Below are 15,177 nucleotides of genomic sequence, written 5' to 3'. Positions count from 1 at the left end.
CTCCTGTGCCGAATATCGTTCGGTGATCATGCCTGTGTGCCGCGCTTCTGACTAGCTTCGACGCTGCCTGGTTGTTCAGTTTCGAAGCAGGAGGACGATTTGTCGACCACAGGAGTTTGGCAGCACGACGAGGTCGTGCTCCGGCGCGGGCCCCGGTCCGGGCTGCCGATCACGGTGGCCGCGCACTCGCGGTCGCTCGGACCGGCGATCGGGGGCTGCCGGCTGCGGCACTACCCGGACTGGCGGGACGGACTGGCCGACGCGCTGCGGCTGGCCAAGGCGATGACGTTGAAGTGCGCGGTGGCCGGGGTGCCGTTCGGCGGTGGGAAGAGCGTGGTCGGGCTGCCCGCGTCGACCTCACCGGAGCTGCGGCTGGCGGCGCTGGAGGACCTCGGTGAGCTGATCGGCTCGATGGGTGGTTCGTACATCCCCGGGCCGGACGTCGGCACCGGGCCGGAGGACATGGTGGTCCTCCGGCGTCACGCGTCGCAGGTGTTCTGCCTGCCCCGTGCGCACGGGGGCGTCGGCTCGTCGAGCGGGCCGACCGCGGTCGGCGTGCTGGCCGCCCTGCGAGCCGGGGCGCGGCACGTGTTCGGGAGTGACTCGGTGGCCGGGCGGAAGGTGGTGATCAGCGGTTTCGGCGCGGTGGGCAGTGCACTGGCCGCCTCGCTGGCCGCCGACGGTGCCGTGGTTGTCGTGTCCGATGTGGACGATGCGGCCCGCGCCCGGGCGCTGGAACTCGGCTACGGCTGGGTGCATCCCGAGGACGCGCCCGCGGAGCCCGCCGACGTTTTTGTGCCCGCCGCGGTCGGCGGGGTGCTGACGCCGTCGGTGATCAGCCTGCTCACCGCGCCGCTGATCGTCGGGCCGGCGAACAACCAGCTGACCGAGGACTCGATGGCCCATCGGCTCGACAGCCAGGGCTTCACCTGGATCCCGGATTTCGTGGCGAGCGCCGGGGGCATCATCTACACGCTGGCCAGGGAGATCAGGGGCTTGTCCCACGACCACGCCACGGCAGAGGTCGGCGGCATCGAGCAGACCACCGACCTCCTGCTGACGCGGGCCAGGGCCAACGGGACCACCCCACTGGCCGAAGCCATCGCCCTGGCCGACACCCGCACCAAGCCGTAGCCGCTCAACGGGCGGACCCGGACTTCTGTAACCGCTGCGCGCGAGCCGCCGAGTCCCAGCGGGCGCAGTTGACCCATAACCGCTGCGCGCGAACCTCCACGGTCTCAGCGGGCGCGGCTGATCCGGATGTTCCCGTAGCCGCTGCGGGCGCGGACCTCCACGGTGTCCGCGGGGTCGCCGGTGGGCTCGCCGACGTCGTCGAGCTCACTGCTCACCTCGCCGAACCCGGTGCTCACATCCAGCCACGCCGCAACCCCCTTGCGGACGCCGATCTCGATCTCACCCGCCGAGGTCTCCAGCTTCACCCGGCCGCGCGAGACCTCGCCGATCCGGATCTCGCCGAATGCCGTCCTGGCTTCGACCCCGCCCCCGGCGCGGTCGACGGTGATGTTCCCGCTGGCCGTGTTCAACCGCACGTCCCCACCGGCCCGGCCGACCCAGCAACTGCCCGAGGAGTTCCGGATCACCCCGCCGCCGGTGATTTCGCTGATGCGCACCTCACCCGTGCCCGCGGTGACCTCGACATCGCCATCGGCGTGCTCGACCGCCACATCGCCGAGGCTCGAGTTCAGCCACAGCGTGCCGACCCGGTCGAGGCGCACCTCACCGCCGGTGGTGAGGCGGCAGTCGCCGAGCGTGCCCTCGGTGCTGAACGTGGTCAACTGCGCGTCGGCCTGGATCGTCGAGTGGGCGGGCAGTTCGATGGTCACCCGCACCGAACTGGTCCGGCCGAACAGCGAGGACTTGGGCGACGGCGCGCGGATCACCAGCCGGTTGCCGCTGAAGTCGACGGTGGTCCGCTCGGCGGCCTCGACGTCGTGCTTCTTGCCCGGGCTCCCGGGATGCACCTCCACCACCGTGTCGGTGCGGTCCCCGGCGACGATCCTGGCCGCACCGACCGGGAGGTCGAGGCGCACGGTGATCGGGGCGGGTGTGGTGAAAACAGGCATGGTCGTCCTCTGGCAGGTGTCCGATGTGGAGTGTGCGGGCTAGCGGACCCAGCCGGTGAGGCGCTGGCCGCCCAGTCCGTTCCACTGGCCCGAAGCCTGGCGTCCGCGGCCGCGGCGGTCACCGGGCGCGAGCGACGCGGCGGCCGCCCGGACCAGCCACGCGTTGATCGACAGCCCCTCCGCACCGGCCGCCTCTTCGATCCGCTGCTTGAGGTTCTCCGGCAGCCGCAGGTTGATCCGGGCCGACGGCCCGTCGTCGTCGGCGACCGGGGGTGCTTCGGGCTCGGGCACGTCGGCGGCGGGCGCCACGGGCGCGGAGACCACGAAGCTGGGCGTGTTGCGCCCGCGCAGGCGCAGGTCCACCGAACCCGGCGCGAGATCACGGGTGATCTCCTCGGCGGCCGCGGTCAGCGCCTCCAGCAGGGTGAGCCGGACCGCCGACTCGAGCGGCCCGGTCAGGCGCTCGGCGAGCTCGCGGGCGTGGTCGCCCGAAGCCTCGGCGGCCATCGCCAGCTCGGCACGCAGGTTGTCGACATACGGCGTCAGATCCATGGCACGATGATGGCATCACATTGGCACCACCGCAAGCGGAGGTCGCGGAACACGAGGGGGATCACACAAGGTCAGCGCGCGCCAGTCAGGTGCCATTATGGCTCACGGGTGGCTCAAGCACGGTCAGTGGCGGTAGTTCCCCATCGTAGGCGGTGACCTCGACCCGCGTGTGCGCACCGGCGCACCCCTGGGAAAGGGCCGAGGTCGGGGCGTCGGCGAACAGCACGTTCGGATTGCCGTGGCGGCAGAATGTCGGATCCGCCGGGTCCGGGTCGTACCAGGCGCCGGTGGACAGCTGGACCACGCCGGGCCGGAGCGCGTCCGACAGCCGGACCGCGGCCAGGCACGACCCGCGCTCGCCCCGCACCAGGACGATGGCGCCCTCGTCGAGACCACGCGCGGCGGCGTCCTCCGGGTGCATGCGCAGCGGTTCACGGTCGTGGTGCTTGGTGGAACGGCTGTGCGCGCCGACGTCGTGCTGGCTGTGCAGGCGGGACTTCGGCTGGTTGGCCAGCAGGTGCAGCGGGCGGTCCGCTGGTTCGGGGCCGGGGTCGAGCCAGACCGGGTGCCCGGGGCAGTCGGGGTAGCCGAAGCCCTCGATGGTCGCGGAGTGGATCTCGATGCGGCCGCTCGGCGTGGGCAGCGGCGCCGCTTCCGGATCGACGCGGAAGTCCCCGAGCAGGACCTGGTCCACCGGGCGCACCGGCAGTTCGGCGAAGCCGGTGGCGAAGAAGGTCTCGAAGTCGGGCAGGTCTTGGTTCCGGTCCTGTTTCCAGCTGGTGTAGAGGTGCTCCAGCCAGGCACGGGCGTCGCGTCCCTCGGTGAACTCCCGCTCGACACCGAACCGGGCGGCCAGTGCGCTGAAGATCGTGTAGTCGTCGCGGGCTTCGCCGTGCGGGGCGGTGAGCGCGGGCATGGCCCACAGTTCGGCGTCGGCGTTGCCCATGCCGAAGTCGTCGCGCTCCACGGTCATCGTCGAGGGCAGCACGAAGTCGGCGTGGCGCGCGGTCGCGGTCCAGAAGGGATCGTGCACCACCACCGTTTCCGGCCTGGTGAACGCCTCACGCAGGCGGGCCAGGTCCTGGTGGTGGTGGAACGGGTTGCCGCCGCACCAGTAGACCAGCCGGATGTCCGGATAGGACAGTCGGCGCCCGTTGAAGTCGTAGGGGGCGCCGGGGTGGAGCAGCATGTCGGCGATGCGGGCGACCGGGATGAACTCACGGACCGGGTTGTGGCCCTGGGGCAGCGCGGGCAGCGAGATCGCCGAACCGCCCTCGCCGGGGTAGGCGGAGGAACCGTAGCCGTGGCCGAACCCGCCGCCGGGCAGGCCGATCTGGCCCAGCATCGCGGCCAGCACCACGCCGAGCCACAGCGGTTGCTCGCCGAAGCGGGACCGTTGCAGGGACCAGCTCACCGAGATCATCGTGCGCCCGGCGGCCATTTCCCTGGCCAGGGTTCTGATGCGCTGGGCGGGCAGGCCGGTCTGGGTTTCGGCCCATTCCGGCGTGCGCCCGTGCGCGATGACGTCGGCGGCGAACTTGCCGTAGCCGGTGGTGTAGCGGTCGAGGAAGGCGTGGTCGACGAGTTCCTCGGTGATCAGGACGTGGGCCAAGGCGAGCATCAGCGCCGCGTCGGTACCGGGTCGCGGGGCGAGCCACTCGGCGTCGGCCTCTGGCGGGGTGTCGTCGGCGATCGGACTGATCGAGACGACGCGGGTGCCGGACTTCTTGACGCGCGCCAGCCGCTCCCGAATCCGGTGCCGGGCTACGCCGCCGGAGGACATCATGGAGTTCTTGGCCGAAATGCCGCCGAAGGCGACGACCAGGTCGGTGTGGCGCTCGATCTGTTCCCACGAGGTCGAGCCGCGGATGATCGCCCAGGCGTCGCCGAGGATGTGCGGGAGGAGGGCCTCGCTGGTGCCGTAGCTGTAGGTGCCGAAGGAGCGGACGTAGCCGCCGAGGGTGTTGAGGAAGCGGTGGACCTGGCTCTGGGCGTGGTGGAAGCGGCCGGCGCTGCCCCAGCCGTAGGAGCCGCCGAAGACGGAGGTGCCGCCGTGCTCGCGGTACACCCTGCGCAGTTCGGCGCCGAGCAGCTCCTCGGCGCGCGCCCAGTCGAGGGGCACGAAGGGCTCGGTGCCTCGGCGGGGCGCGCTGCCGGGGCCGTGCTCGAGCCACCCGGCCCGGACGTAGGGGCGGTCGACCCTGGTCGGGTGGTGCTGGGCGGAGGCCACGTTGTGGATGAGCTCGTTGGGCTCGGGGTCGCCGGGAAAGGGGCGGACCTCGGTCAGGCGGGTGCCGTCGGAGCTCGCCTGGAAGGCGCCCCAGTGGGTCAGGTGTGGCCTGCTCATATCCGCCACGCTACCGAGCCACCCCGACGGTTCGGGGTGGGCGGGAGGTGAGACAGCCGCGGGCCCTGGGGCTCGAAGGCGGCGGCGCCTCGGGTAGCTGGCTGGGTGGCTCGCCCGCCTTCGCGCTACGCCGCGGCGGGCGAGAGGCGCGGTGGCGCAGGCCCGGGGTGCGAGGGCGAGGGCATGGGGTCGAGTGCATGGGCTGCCTCGGTGGGGAGTGCGAGGGCATGGGCTGCTCGGTGGCGAGTGTGAGGGGCTTCTTCGGGTGCATGGGCTCCTTCGGTAATGAGGCGGCGGCGGGTGTGGTCATGGGTGCGGGGTGGTGAGGGTCAGGCGCAGGTAGGCCGCGAGCCAGGTGACGGGGAGGTCGGTTCGGGTGCGGAGGGAGGTGGCGAAGGCGGCCAGTGCCTTGGCGGCCGAGGGGTAGCCCGCATCGGTCAGGGCGGAGACGGTCTGGGTGAGAGCGGCGTCGGCGGGGGTGGTGTGCAGGAGACCCTGGTGGGCGGCATCGGCGAGGAGGGTTAGGGCGGTGGTGATCGGGTCTGGGGTGAGTGCGGGAGCCAGGGGGAGGCGGATCGGGTGGGTGGTGGGGGCTAGGTCTGGGTGGATCAGGGTGGTGGTCAGGGCCTGGGCGGCTTGGTTGGGAGTGGCCAGGGCAGGGGTGCTTTGGGCAGAGACGGCTTGGTCGGGAGTGGTTTGGGCGGGGGCGGTCAAGGCGGGGATGGTTTGGGCAGGGGTGTGTTGGGCGGGCGCGGTTTGGTCGGGAGTGGTCAGGGCAGGGGCGGTCAGAGCGGGAGTGGGTTGGGCGGGAGTGGGTTGGGCGGGAGTGGGTTGGGCAGAGGTGGGCTGGGGAGTGGAGGTCAGGACGGCGATGGGGTCGACGACCAGGGCACCTCGGACCTGGTGGACGGAGCCGCTTAGGTAGTGGGGGGTTGCGGAGAGGGCAGCGGCTAGGGCATCCAGGGCGCCTGGGCGGTGTTCGGAGTGGTGGGCCCGGATGGTGCCTGAGACACCCTGGGCGTCGGTGATTTCGGCCTCCAGGAGTTGGTCGCCGGGGTGGTAGGTGAGGTGGCGCACGCCGGCGATTTGGAGGACCCGCACCTGTTCGGCGGCCACGCGGGGGCGGATGAGGGACGGCGGCAGCGCGGCGAGTTCGGCGGCGAAGGCCCGGTAGTCGCGGATGACCAGCGAAGAGGGCAGCCGAGCCCACGAATTGCCGACCGGGGTGGTGGTGGTTTGGGCGACGCGAGCCGAAGCCAGGCGCAGGACGCGGCTCGCGCTGCGGTAGGCCGATTCCGAAACCACGTTCGAGCCCGCCAGCGCGAGCAACGACGTGCCGTTGATCCGTTGCGTGGCGAGGTCGTGCCCGGTGCGTGTCTCGCCGTCGGGTACCGGGAAGGTTCGCCGCAGCACTAGGACCGTGGCGCTGCGGGCGTCGGCGAAGTAGATCTCCGCCAGCCGCCCGCCCGGCACGCCGGAGATCCGGCAACCGAGGCTGGTCAGGCGCACCCGCCGCAACGGTGTCTCCCCCGGCTCGCCGGTGCCCAGCACCCGCGAGCGCGGGCTCGTCCCGGACAGCGCCGCCCGGTGGCGCGCGTGCAGTTCCGTCAGCAACTCGGCGAACCGCCTCGCGCGGTAGTGCGCGCTGCGCGACCGGTGGTAACCGAGCTGCTCCCCCAGTTCGGCGACCGCCGCGGCGGGCCAGCGCAGTTCGGCGGCTTCGAGGTCCGCCCGCAACCGGTCCAGGCTCGCGAGCAGGACCGGACCGGCATCGGCGGCGCCTTCGAGCAGCAGGCGCTCGGCCACCACCAGCGCGGGTTCCAACCCGGTGGCCGACCGCACCTCGGCACCACCGACGTCCAGCCGTAGTTCCGGCACCTCGGGCGCGGTTTCGTCGGCGGCCCGGCACGCCCACACCGCCAGCACGATCGTCTGCTCACGCTTCGCCTCGGTCGCCTCGGTGTGCACGTAACCCAACTCCCCCGGCACCAGGAAGCGGACCGTGCACGCGGGCAGCTCGACCTCCGCCACCGGATCGTCCGCGCTCGCCCGGCGGATACGTGCCGAGTACCCGGCGCGGTGCACCCGCCGCGCCGCCGCCAGCGCCCGGTTGCCGAAGGCGGCCACCAACTCCTCGTCGGTGATCGCGCCGGGGGATGTGACCACCAGCTCCCCCGGCGGATGGCGACGCTGGTACGCCAGCACCAGGCCGACCCGGTGACGGCAGGTCCCGACCGCTCCACAGGAACACCCGGCACCGTCGAATCCCGCGTCGGCGGGCAGCACGGTCTCCGAACCGTCGGCGAACCGGCCGTGCAGCGCGCCATCCGCCGACAGGTCGAGCGACGGGATCGCGCCCGCGTCCAACTCCTTGACCGCACGCTTGACCAGACCGCGATTGGCGAGCGCCACCAGTGCGGCCGGGGTGAGGGCGAGCAGGTCCTGGCGGGTCATCGGGCGATCCGTTCCGCGACAAAGCCGGCCAGCTCACCCGGGGTCATCGCACCGACCCGGGCACCGGCGTTCGCCAGTCGCTGGGCGAGTTCGCGGTGGTAGGCCGGGTTCGCCTCCTCGTCGAGCGCGGCCAGCCCGAGCACGCGCGTGCCCTGTCCGGTCAGCCTGGCCACCGAGCGGACCAGCTCCTGTTCGTTGCCGCCTTCGAAGAAGTCGCTGATCACCGCGACGATGGCGCGTCGCGGGTTTTCGACCAGGGTGGCGGCGTAGGCGACGGCGCGGGCGATGTCCGTGCCGCCGCCGAGTTGCACCTTCATCAGCAGTTCCACTGGATCGGTCACCTCCGAGGTGAGATCGGCGAGTTCGGTGTCGAAGGCCACGAGATGCGTGCTCAGACCGGGCAGCCGCCACAGGCAGGAGGCGGTGACGGCCGCGTGGATGACCGAACCGGCCATCGACGCGGACTGGTCCACGAGCAGGACGAGTTGCCAGCGCTCGGCGTGGCGGCGCGTCCGGGAGACGAACCGCGGTTGCGCGATCGCGATCCGCCCGCTGCTGGGCCGGTAGTGCGCGAGATTGGCCCGGATCGTGCCGTGGAAGTCGAAGTCGCGGGCCTGCCGGAACCGCGACGGCCGCCTCGTCCTGGCACCGGAGGAGGCCCGGCCGAGTTCGGTGGCCAGCTTGCCGGTCAGGTCCGCGACCACCGCCTCGACGATGCGCCGCGCCTGCGCGAGCACGCCCTCGTGCATCAGGTGCTTGGTGCGCAGGATCGCCCGCAGCAGGGTGGGATTCGGCTCGATCCTGGCCAGCACCGCCGGATCGGTGACCACCTCGTGGATCTCGTAGCGTTCGACGGCGTCGCGTTCCAGCCGTTCCACGGTGGCGCGCGGGAACAGCCGGTGGATGCCGTCGAGCCAGTCCACTGTGGTCAGTGCGGACGGGCCGGAGCCACCGCGGCGCTCGCCGCGTTCGGCCCGCGCCGGATCCCGGCCGTACAGCCAATCCAGTGCGGCGTCGCGCTCGGCGGCCTCGGCGTCGAGCGGGCAGGTGTGCGGGGCGGCTGGTTCGCCGAGGACCAGCCGCCAGCGGGAAGGTTCGGTCAGCACAGGCCCTCCGCTCTGAGTAAAGCGTCTACTGTGGACTCGATGGACGGGTCGGCGGGCACCGGTGGCGCCGCCGGTGGTTCGCGGCGCAGTGCGGCGGCGAGCTGACGGCGTTCGTACGGCGGGAAGTAGGCGAACGCCTGGCGCAGCGCGGGCAACGCGACCAGGAACTCCTCGTCCGCCATCCCGCCGACCAGCTCGTCGAGCACGGTCAGCACCTGGTTCCCGGCGAGCACCTGCGCCCTGGCCACCGCGAACAGCCCGGCCAGCCAATCGCCGACGGTGTGCGGTCCGCCGGGGATCGCGCCGACCGGATCGCCTGCCCCTGAAGACCAGACGAGACCGGAGGCCGCACCGCGCAGATCGGGTGGCGCGCCCGGATCGGCGGCTATCCGACGGCACGCCGCGAGCACGGCCGCCGGATCGAGCATCGGCGTGGCGTACCGCAGGGCGTCGCGCAGGGCCACCATCGCGTCGAGCCGATCGGCGTCGGCGGGCGCCGGACCACCGCGCACGCCTTCGGCCAGCCACAACAGCCTGGGCACGGCGGCGGTCAGCACCTCGGCCAGCGCATCGCTGCCCGCTGTCTGCCAGAGGTCACCATGCCGCCACAGGCCGAGCACCACCGCCAGCACCCGGCCCAGCGCACCGAGATCGGCCGCGGCAGCCAGGCCGGTCCGCAACTCGGCCGTGAGCTGTTCGGCGAGGTCGACCACCCCGCACAGCACCGCGTCGAACAGCACACCGGCCAACTCGCCGACCTCCGCGCCCGCAGCGCGTTCGGCGAGCACCGCGGCGGCCGCGTCGGCCGGGGTGCCGCCGTACGCGCCCGCCTCGATCAACATGGGCAGGCGCAGCTCCGTCACGGTCAGCCGCCACTGTTCGGTGCACACCGGATCGGCGCCCGAGCCGGGGCCGCGCTGCCGTTCGAAACCCGGGATCTCCAGTACGCGCAACCGGTGCAGGACGCGGCTGCGCCGCCCGTCGCGACCGAGATCGAGGCGGACCGGACCGTCGCCGTCGAGCCCGAGTTCGGCCAGTTCGGTGGTGACCGCGCGGACCAGCGGTGGCGCCGGGGTGTCGGGGTGCAGACGGCCGGTGCGGTCCCCGCTGAGCGCGGCGACCATCTCGACCACGGCCGGGTGCGCGCCCGCCCGCAGCGGCCCTCGGGTGCTCCACGGGAGCCGTTGCTCGAGGTCGTCCGCGATCAACGTGCTCGCGAGCGCGTCGAGGATATCGGCGCGCGCGGGACGCGGGTGCCCGCGCAGGTTCGCCAGCCCGGCAGCCAGCGCGTGCGCGGTGACCAGATCCGCGGTGGAGACCGGGAGGCCACGGCGGCGCAGCCGGGTCACCACGGCTTCGATCAACCCGGCCGCCGCCGCTTCCGGCCCGCCTTCCCACAGGAGCTGGTAATACTCCGGCGACGGCATGCCGGACTGGTAGCCGGTGAACGCGTCCAGCCGCCGGAACGAGTACGGCACCAGGAAGCTCTCCCCGGTGGCGCCCGGCGGCGGGGCCGGGACCTCCGGCCAGCCGTCGGATTCGCCCGCGGCCAGGCGTTCCAGTGCGGGCCGGTGGAAACCGCCGGTGACCACGACCACCGGCGCCGCACCGGCGTCGGCGACCGCGGCCCGCACCCACGACGCCATGTAGCGCTCACGTGCCGCGTCGTCCTCACTCGCTTCGGATTCACCGCGCAGCAGGTCGAAGTAGGCGGTCAGCCGCTCGGGCAAACCGTCCGGTGGCTCGACCTCGAACAGCCTGTCCCACAACGAATCCGCGTTGTCCACGGCGAAGGTCGCGCAGAGCCGGGCCACGGCGTCGGCGTACCGGTCTTCGGCGTCGGTGTAGCGGTTGCGCCGGGTGGCCAGCGCGGGATGCCACGCGGGCAGGTCGATGAACCGCACCTGCGCGCCCACCGCCAGCCCGGTGGTCAGCGCGACCCACTCCGGCGAGTACTCGCAGAACGGGCTCCAGGACGCCAGGGTGCGCCGGGCGTCGCGGTAGTGGCTGAAGACCGCGATCGGCAGCTGGTGCCCGAGCAGCAACTCGCCCAGCCTGCCGTTCAGCTCGGCCGGGCCCTCGACCAGCACGTGCGCCGGTCGCAGCCGGTGGATCACGGAGCCGGCCAGCCGCGCGCACGCCGGGCTGTGGTGGCGGACCCCGAGAAAGGTGGCGGCCATCAGCCCGGCAGCCGATCGCGAGCCTCGTGCAGCGCGCGCCAGTACGCGCCCTGCTTACGAGGGACCTGGTGCTCCAGGTAACGGCGGAGCCGGGTCAGATCCGGCTCGCTGTCCTTCACCGCGGTCCCGGCGAGGCATTCGACCAGATCCGCCGCAGTGCCCGGTTCACCACGCAGGTACCAGCCGCGCACGCCGACCGCGTGCGCCACCGAAACCGCCTCCGCGGTGCTCAGCACGGCCGACGGGCGCTCCGCACCGGTGCCCTCGCGCAGCTCGCGGAAGGTGGTGACCAGCACGGAGAGCAGATCGCGGTCCGGCGCCGCGCCGACGCCGGACCGGTCGAGCAACGCGGCGGCCTCGGCGCGGACCAACTCCAGCTCGGTGTCGAAATCGGCGATCGGGAACACCGTCTCGAAGGTGAACCGCCGTTTGAGCGCGGTGCTCATCTCGTTGACCCCGCGATCGTCGGTGTTGGCCGTGGCGATGACGTTGAAGCCCGGCGCGGCGAACACCGCCGCGTGCTCGCCGGACAGCTCGGGAATCGCCAGTACCCGTTCCGACAGCAGGGAAAGCAGGCAGTCCTGGACTTCCAGCGGACAGCGGGTCAACTCCTCGAACCGCACCACGCGGCCCTCGCGCATCCCGCGCAGCATCGGCGCGGGAACCAGGGACCGCGGCGACGGGCCCTCGGCGACCAGCATCGCGTAGTTCCACGAGTACCTGATCTGGTCCTCGGTGGTGGCCGCACCGCCCTGCACGGTCAGCGTGGAATCACCGCTGATCGCGGCCGCGATCAGTTCGGACAGCAGGGACTTCGCCGTGCCCGGGCGGCCGAGCAGCAACAGCCCGCGGTTCGTCGCCAGTGCCACCAGCGCTCTGTCCACAAGGGATGGATCGCCGACGAACTTCCCGCGCACGCCCGCCTGTTCGTCACCGACGATGAACCGGCGGGCGGCACGCAGGCTCAGTGCCCAGCCCGGCGGCCGCGGATCGTGATCGGTCTCGCGCAGCCGGGCCAGTTCCTCGGCGTGGCGCACTTCGGCTGGCGGGCGCTGGACCTCGCTCGGCGCTTTCGGTGCCGTCATCGGATCAGCTCGGTGAGTTCGGCGAGCACCTCGGAGGCGGTCACCGGGTCGAGCGAACCGAAGCTCAGGCCGGAGACCCGCGGCATCAGCGCGCCCTCCGGCCGGTCGTTCAGCCAGACCGCGGTGATCCGCTGCTCGGGGAGCTCGTCCACCAGCCCGAACGGGATGCCGGGATCGAGGCCGATGACCACCGCGCTCGCCTCGCCGACCCGGCGGAACAGCCACGGCCGCATGCCGTCGTCCTGCGCGGCGGACCGCTCCCAGCCGGACCGGCCGAGGCCGAACAGCTTTCCGGCGGGCACGGTGTGGTCGGCGAACCGGTCGAGCCGGTGGTGCGCGCGTTCGGCCGCGGTCAGCTTGTGCACCTCGCGGCCGAGCTGGCGGAAGGGTTGCAGGATCTCGTAGTCGGCGAACAGTTCCGCCCAGGCGGCCACGGTCTCGCCGAGGTGCACAGGATGGGCTATCCGGACGGTGTCGCCGTCGGTCAGGCGGAACGGGTTGTCGGCCACGTCGGCGAACGTGCGGTCCTCGGCGATGCGGAACGCACGCACCCCGTCCCCGGAATCGGCCAGCCAGACCAGGCGGCGGGCGATGTGCCAGAGCAGCGGGTGCTCGACGAACAGCCGCCGGAACTCGTCGACCGTCCACTCGCGACCGTGCACCATGGCGCGTTCGAGGCGGCGGACCTGGTCGGCGGCGACCGTGCGCACGTCCTTCTTCAAGGCGGCGAACCGCTTCCGGGCGGCCGTGGCCCGGTCGGCGTCGTCGCGGACCCCGGGTTTGGGCAGCTCGCGGCGGCGTTTGCCGTCGGTATCGGTGACGAACGGCTTGAGCTGCTCGTCGAACCCGACGAGGAACTGGCGCGGCCCGTAGTCCAGCCGGAGCTTGCCCTCGGCGGACAGGCCGAACCCGGGGACCAGCCGGTCGGCCAGTTGCTCGGCGGTCAGCCCGAGCCCGGTGGCCACCTCGGTGATCTTGTCCGTGGCGCGGGCCTTGAGCGCCTTGAACTTCACCTTCTGCGCGATGGCGTGCAGCTGCATCAACGCGGTGTCGGTGCCCAGCTCGGCCAGCACGTCCAGGCCGAGCACGGCCCGGATGTGCCCGCCTTCGCCCGGCAGCGCGCGGATGACCACCGCGAGTTCACGGGCCACTTCGTCGTCACCGAGCCAGGCCAGCGCGCTGAGCGGCCAGCCGTGCGCGCTCGGTGAGCCGACGGCCTGCCAGGCCTCGAACAACTCCCAGCCGAAACGCGCCAGCGAACCGCGATCGAGCAGATCGGTGACCATCGTGACGCCCGCGTACGGTTCACCGGGCCGGGACATCGCCAGCATGGTGAGGAAGTACCGGACCGCGGCGGTCGGGAGCGCTCGCTGGTCGGGGAGCAGCAGTGGGGGCAACGAGGCCGGGTCGGCCCAGTCCGGCAGTTCCGGGATGCGGGCGGGCAGCACGTCGAGCGGGTCGGTGGCCAGGAACCGGGACATCGCGGCGGCCGCGGCCGGGCCGTGCGCCTGGGCGGCTCTGTCCACAATGGCCGGATCGAGGTGGTCGACGGCGGCCTCGGCGGCGGACCGCGTCCGGCCCGGTTCGCCCAGCGCGACCGGGATCAGCAGGCGGGCGGCGGTGGTGGCGTGCCGGTCCAGCCAGGCCAGCGCGACCTCGCGCGCGCGGCCTTTCAGCCGGGCCAGCCAGTCGGCCATCAAGGCGGCGACTTCGGCACTGGCGAAGGGGGCCAGGAATTCGCCCGCGGCCTGCGGGATCGCCCTGGCCACGTGCAGGGCGAGCGGTAGCGCGGCCAGTTCGTGGCGGGCCAGTGCGGGCGGCAGCCAGGATTCGGCGAACCAGAGATCGGCGGGCCGCCACCGCTCCAGCAGCGGCCCGCTCACCTCGTCCGGGCCGTGCGCGAGGAGCTGGCCGGTCAGGTGGGCGTCCAGCACGCCGGCCCGCAGTTGGCCGACGGCCTTTTCCAGGGCGTCGGGCTGCTGGAAGGCCCACGTCTTCGCGGCGCGCCACGCCTCGCGCTCGCCGGGAGCCCAGGTCACCTGTGGTTTGCCGGGATCGAGGTCGAGCACGACCTGCTCGGTGATCGCGCGTGGTTTCGCCCACGGTGGCACGACGAGCACCCGGGGCAAGGCGTCCTCGGGCGCTTCGGGGAACGGGCGGTTCTCGGCGCGTACCCGCTCGACCACCGTCCTAGTCTGCTCGTCGAGCGTGGGCAGGGCTTCGTCGACCACCACCGGATCGACCAATACCCGTGCCCTCAGCAGGCGTTCGGCGAACCTCGCCGGTTTCGACGGCCCGGCGCAGCGCCGGGCGAGCAGGCGCAGCGAACGCACCGGAAACCGTTTCATCGCAAGGGGTAACGCCTCGCGAGCCGGTCGGTGGTCGGCGAGGTCGAGCAGGCTTTCGAAGGCGTCGTCGGACGGGAGCACGGCCAGCGCCTCGGCCACCCGCTTGGTGGTTTCGGCGCCGTAGTACGTCGCCCACGTGGCCAGGGCCGGTACCGCCGCCACGCCGACACCGTCCACCAGGGTCGGGATCACCCGCGGATTGCGCAACGCCCAGGCCAGGGTGTCGGCCGCGCACGCCGCGGCCAGCTGGGCGCCGGTGCCCAGCGTGCACAACACCGCTTCGGCCGGGGCGCGATGGCCGAGCGCGAGCGCTTCGGCCACGAACTCCTCGGCCCATTCCGCTTCCCCTGGCGCGAGAAAGGCGGCGACACCACGTTGTCCGGGGGTGTGCCGGTGCCCGGCCAGCACCCCGACCGCGGTTCGATAGTCCACTTCGGACGCTTCGGCCAGGTGGGCGCGCAGGCGGTGCACCACCGGATCGGCGGGCAGGCCGCAGTTGCGCGGTGGCGGGATCGCTTCGCGCACGTGGAAACCGTCGGCGTCGAAACCGGCGGAGAGCAGTGGCAGGCAGGTGGCGGCTTCGGCGGCGAAGGCGGGGCCGTGATCGAGCAGCCAGAGATCGGCGATCCGTTCCAGGTGGCTCTTTTTCGGGGCTGTGCCTGGTTTCACGGCCACCATCGAGGCCAGCGCGGCGGCGCCGGGCGGGGTGGGCTCACCGTCCAGGAAAGCCAGCGCCGCCTTGGCCGGGGCGGGTTCGCCGCGCGGGTGGTGCACGGCGTCGCGCAGGGCGGGCAGGAGTGGTTCCAGGAGGGTGAGCGCCTGTCTGCCGGGGTGCGGGGACGGGCCGGGGAGGCCGCCCCGGCGGGGGTGGAGCAGGCGGCGCCAGTGGGCGGGCTGGGTGAAGGTGTGCTCGGCTGGGTCGGTGTGGTGCATTTTTTCCCCCTTGGGTGCTGGTGGGGGGAGGTTAGGGTGGGGGTCTGACAGAACTGGGGGGTTGACGGGATTCGGGGTTTTTCGCTGG

9 protein-coding genes are annotated in these 15,177 nt (G+C 72.6%); 1 reads left to right on the top strand and 8 read right to left on the bottom strand.

Features of this window, described 5'->3' with window-relative positions; genetic code table 11:
- Positions 1–99 precede the first annotated feature (99 nt).
- Positions 100–1,134: a Glu/Leu/Phe/Val dehydrogenase gene (locus JYK18_RS19410; protein ID WP_206803374.1), complete on the top strand. Its 1,035-nt coding sequence runs from the start codon at positions 100–102 to the stop codon at positions 1,132–1,134.
- Between the two features lie 104 nt (positions 1,135–1,238).
- On the opposite strand, the gene JYK18_RS19405 is transcribed toward JYK18_RS19410, so the two are convergent.
- The 8 genes from JYK18_RS19405 to JYK18_RS19370 form a co-directional block, all read right to left on the bottom strand.
- Positions 1,239–2,084, bottom strand: coding sequence for a DUF4097 family beta strand repeat-containing protein (locus JYK18_RS19405; protein WP_206803373.1), 846 nt, complete (start codon positions 2,082–2,084; stop codon positions 1,239–1,241).
- A gap of 39 nt (positions 2,085–2,123) precedes the next feature.
- A complete protein-coding gene (locus tag JYK18_RS19400) occupies positions 2,124–2,636 on the bottom strand; it encodes a toxin-antitoxin system HicB family antitoxin (protein ID WP_206803372.1) in 513 nt (170 codons plus the stop codon).
- Positions 2,637–2,721: 85 nt separating this feature from the next.
- Entirely contained in the window at positions 2,722–4,983 is a 2,262-nt protein-coding gene (locus JYK18_RS19395) for a molybdopterin-dependent oxidoreductase (RefSeq protein WP_206803371.1), read from the bottom strand.
- A gap of 306 nt (positions 4,984–5,289) precedes the next feature.
- Positions 5,290–7,437, bottom strand: a complete 2,148-nt coding sequence (locus JYK18_RS19390; RefSeq protein WP_206803370.1) for a hypothetical protein — start codon at positions 7,435–7,437, stop codon at positions 5,290–5,292.
- On the bottom strand, positions 7,434–8,543 hold the full coding sequence (locus JYK18_RS19385; RefSeq protein ID WP_307795955.1) for a VWA domain-containing protein: 1,110 nt from the start codon (positions 8,541–8,543) through the stop codon (positions 7,434–7,436). The genes JYK18_RS19390 and JYK18_RS19385 overlap by 4 nt, the downstream gene beginning before the upstream one ends.
- On the bottom strand, positions 8,537–10,723 hold the full coding sequence (locus JYK18_RS19380; protein WP_206803369.1) for a DUF5682 family protein: 2,187 nt from the start codon (positions 10,721–10,723) through the stop codon (positions 8,537–8,539). Before JYK18_RS19380 ends, JYK18_RS19385 begins: the two co-directional genes overlap by 7 nt.
- Entirely contained in the window at positions 10,723–11,808 is a 1,086-nt protein-coding gene (locus JYK18_RS19375) for an AAA family ATPase (protein WP_206803368.1), read from the bottom strand. Before JYK18_RS19375 ends, JYK18_RS19380 begins: the two co-directional genes overlap by 1 nt.
- Positions 11,805–15,089, bottom strand: a complete 3,285-nt coding sequence (locus tag JYK18_RS19370; protein ID WP_206803367.1) for a DUF4132 domain-containing protein — start codon at positions 15,087–15,089, stop codon at positions 11,805–11,807. The genes JYK18_RS19375 and JYK18_RS19370 overlap by 4 nt, the downstream gene beginning before the upstream one ends.
- Between the last annotated feature and the right edge of the window lie 88 nt (positions 15,090–15,177).

This window comes from Amycolatopsis sp. 195334CR (assembly GCF_017309385.1).
In the GTDB taxonomy this organism is placed as follows: domain Bacteria; phylum Actinomycetota; class Actinomycetes; order Mycobacteriales; family Pseudonocardiaceae; genus Amycolatopsis.
This window is presented reverse-complemented; position numbering and strand designations above follow the sequence as displayed.

Bases quoted from the DNA above. Each gene is read 5' to 3' on its own strand.
- JYK18_RS19405 (WP_206803373.1), bottom strand. From the start codon at position 2,084: ATGCCTGTTTTCACCACACCCGCCCCGATCACCGTGCGCCTCGACCTC.
- JYK18_RS19380 (WP_206803369.1), bottom strand. From the start codon at position 10,723: ATGGCCGCCACCTTTCTCGGGGTCCGCCACCACAGCCCGGCGTGCGCG.
- JYK18_RS19375 (WP_206803368.1), bottom strand. From the start codon at position 11,808: ATGACGGCACCGAAAGCGCCGAGCGAGGTCCAGCGCCCGCCAGCCGAA.
- JYK18_RS19395 (WP_206803371.1), bottom strand. From the start codon at position 4,983: ATGAGCAGGCCACACCTGACCCACTGGGGCGCCTTCCAGGCGAGCTCC.
- JYK18_RS19370 (WP_206803367.1), bottom strand. From the start codon at position 15,089: ATGCACCACACCGACCCAGCCGAGCACACCTTCACCCAGCCCGCCCAC.
- JYK18_RS19390 (WP_206803370.1), bottom strand. From the start codon at position 7,437: ATGACCCGCCAGGACCTGCTCGCCCTCACCCCGGCCGCACTGGTGGCG.
- JYK18_RS19400 (WP_206803372.1), bottom strand. From the start codon at position 2,636: ATGGATCTGACGCCGTATGTCGACAACCTGCGTGCCGAGCTGGCGATG.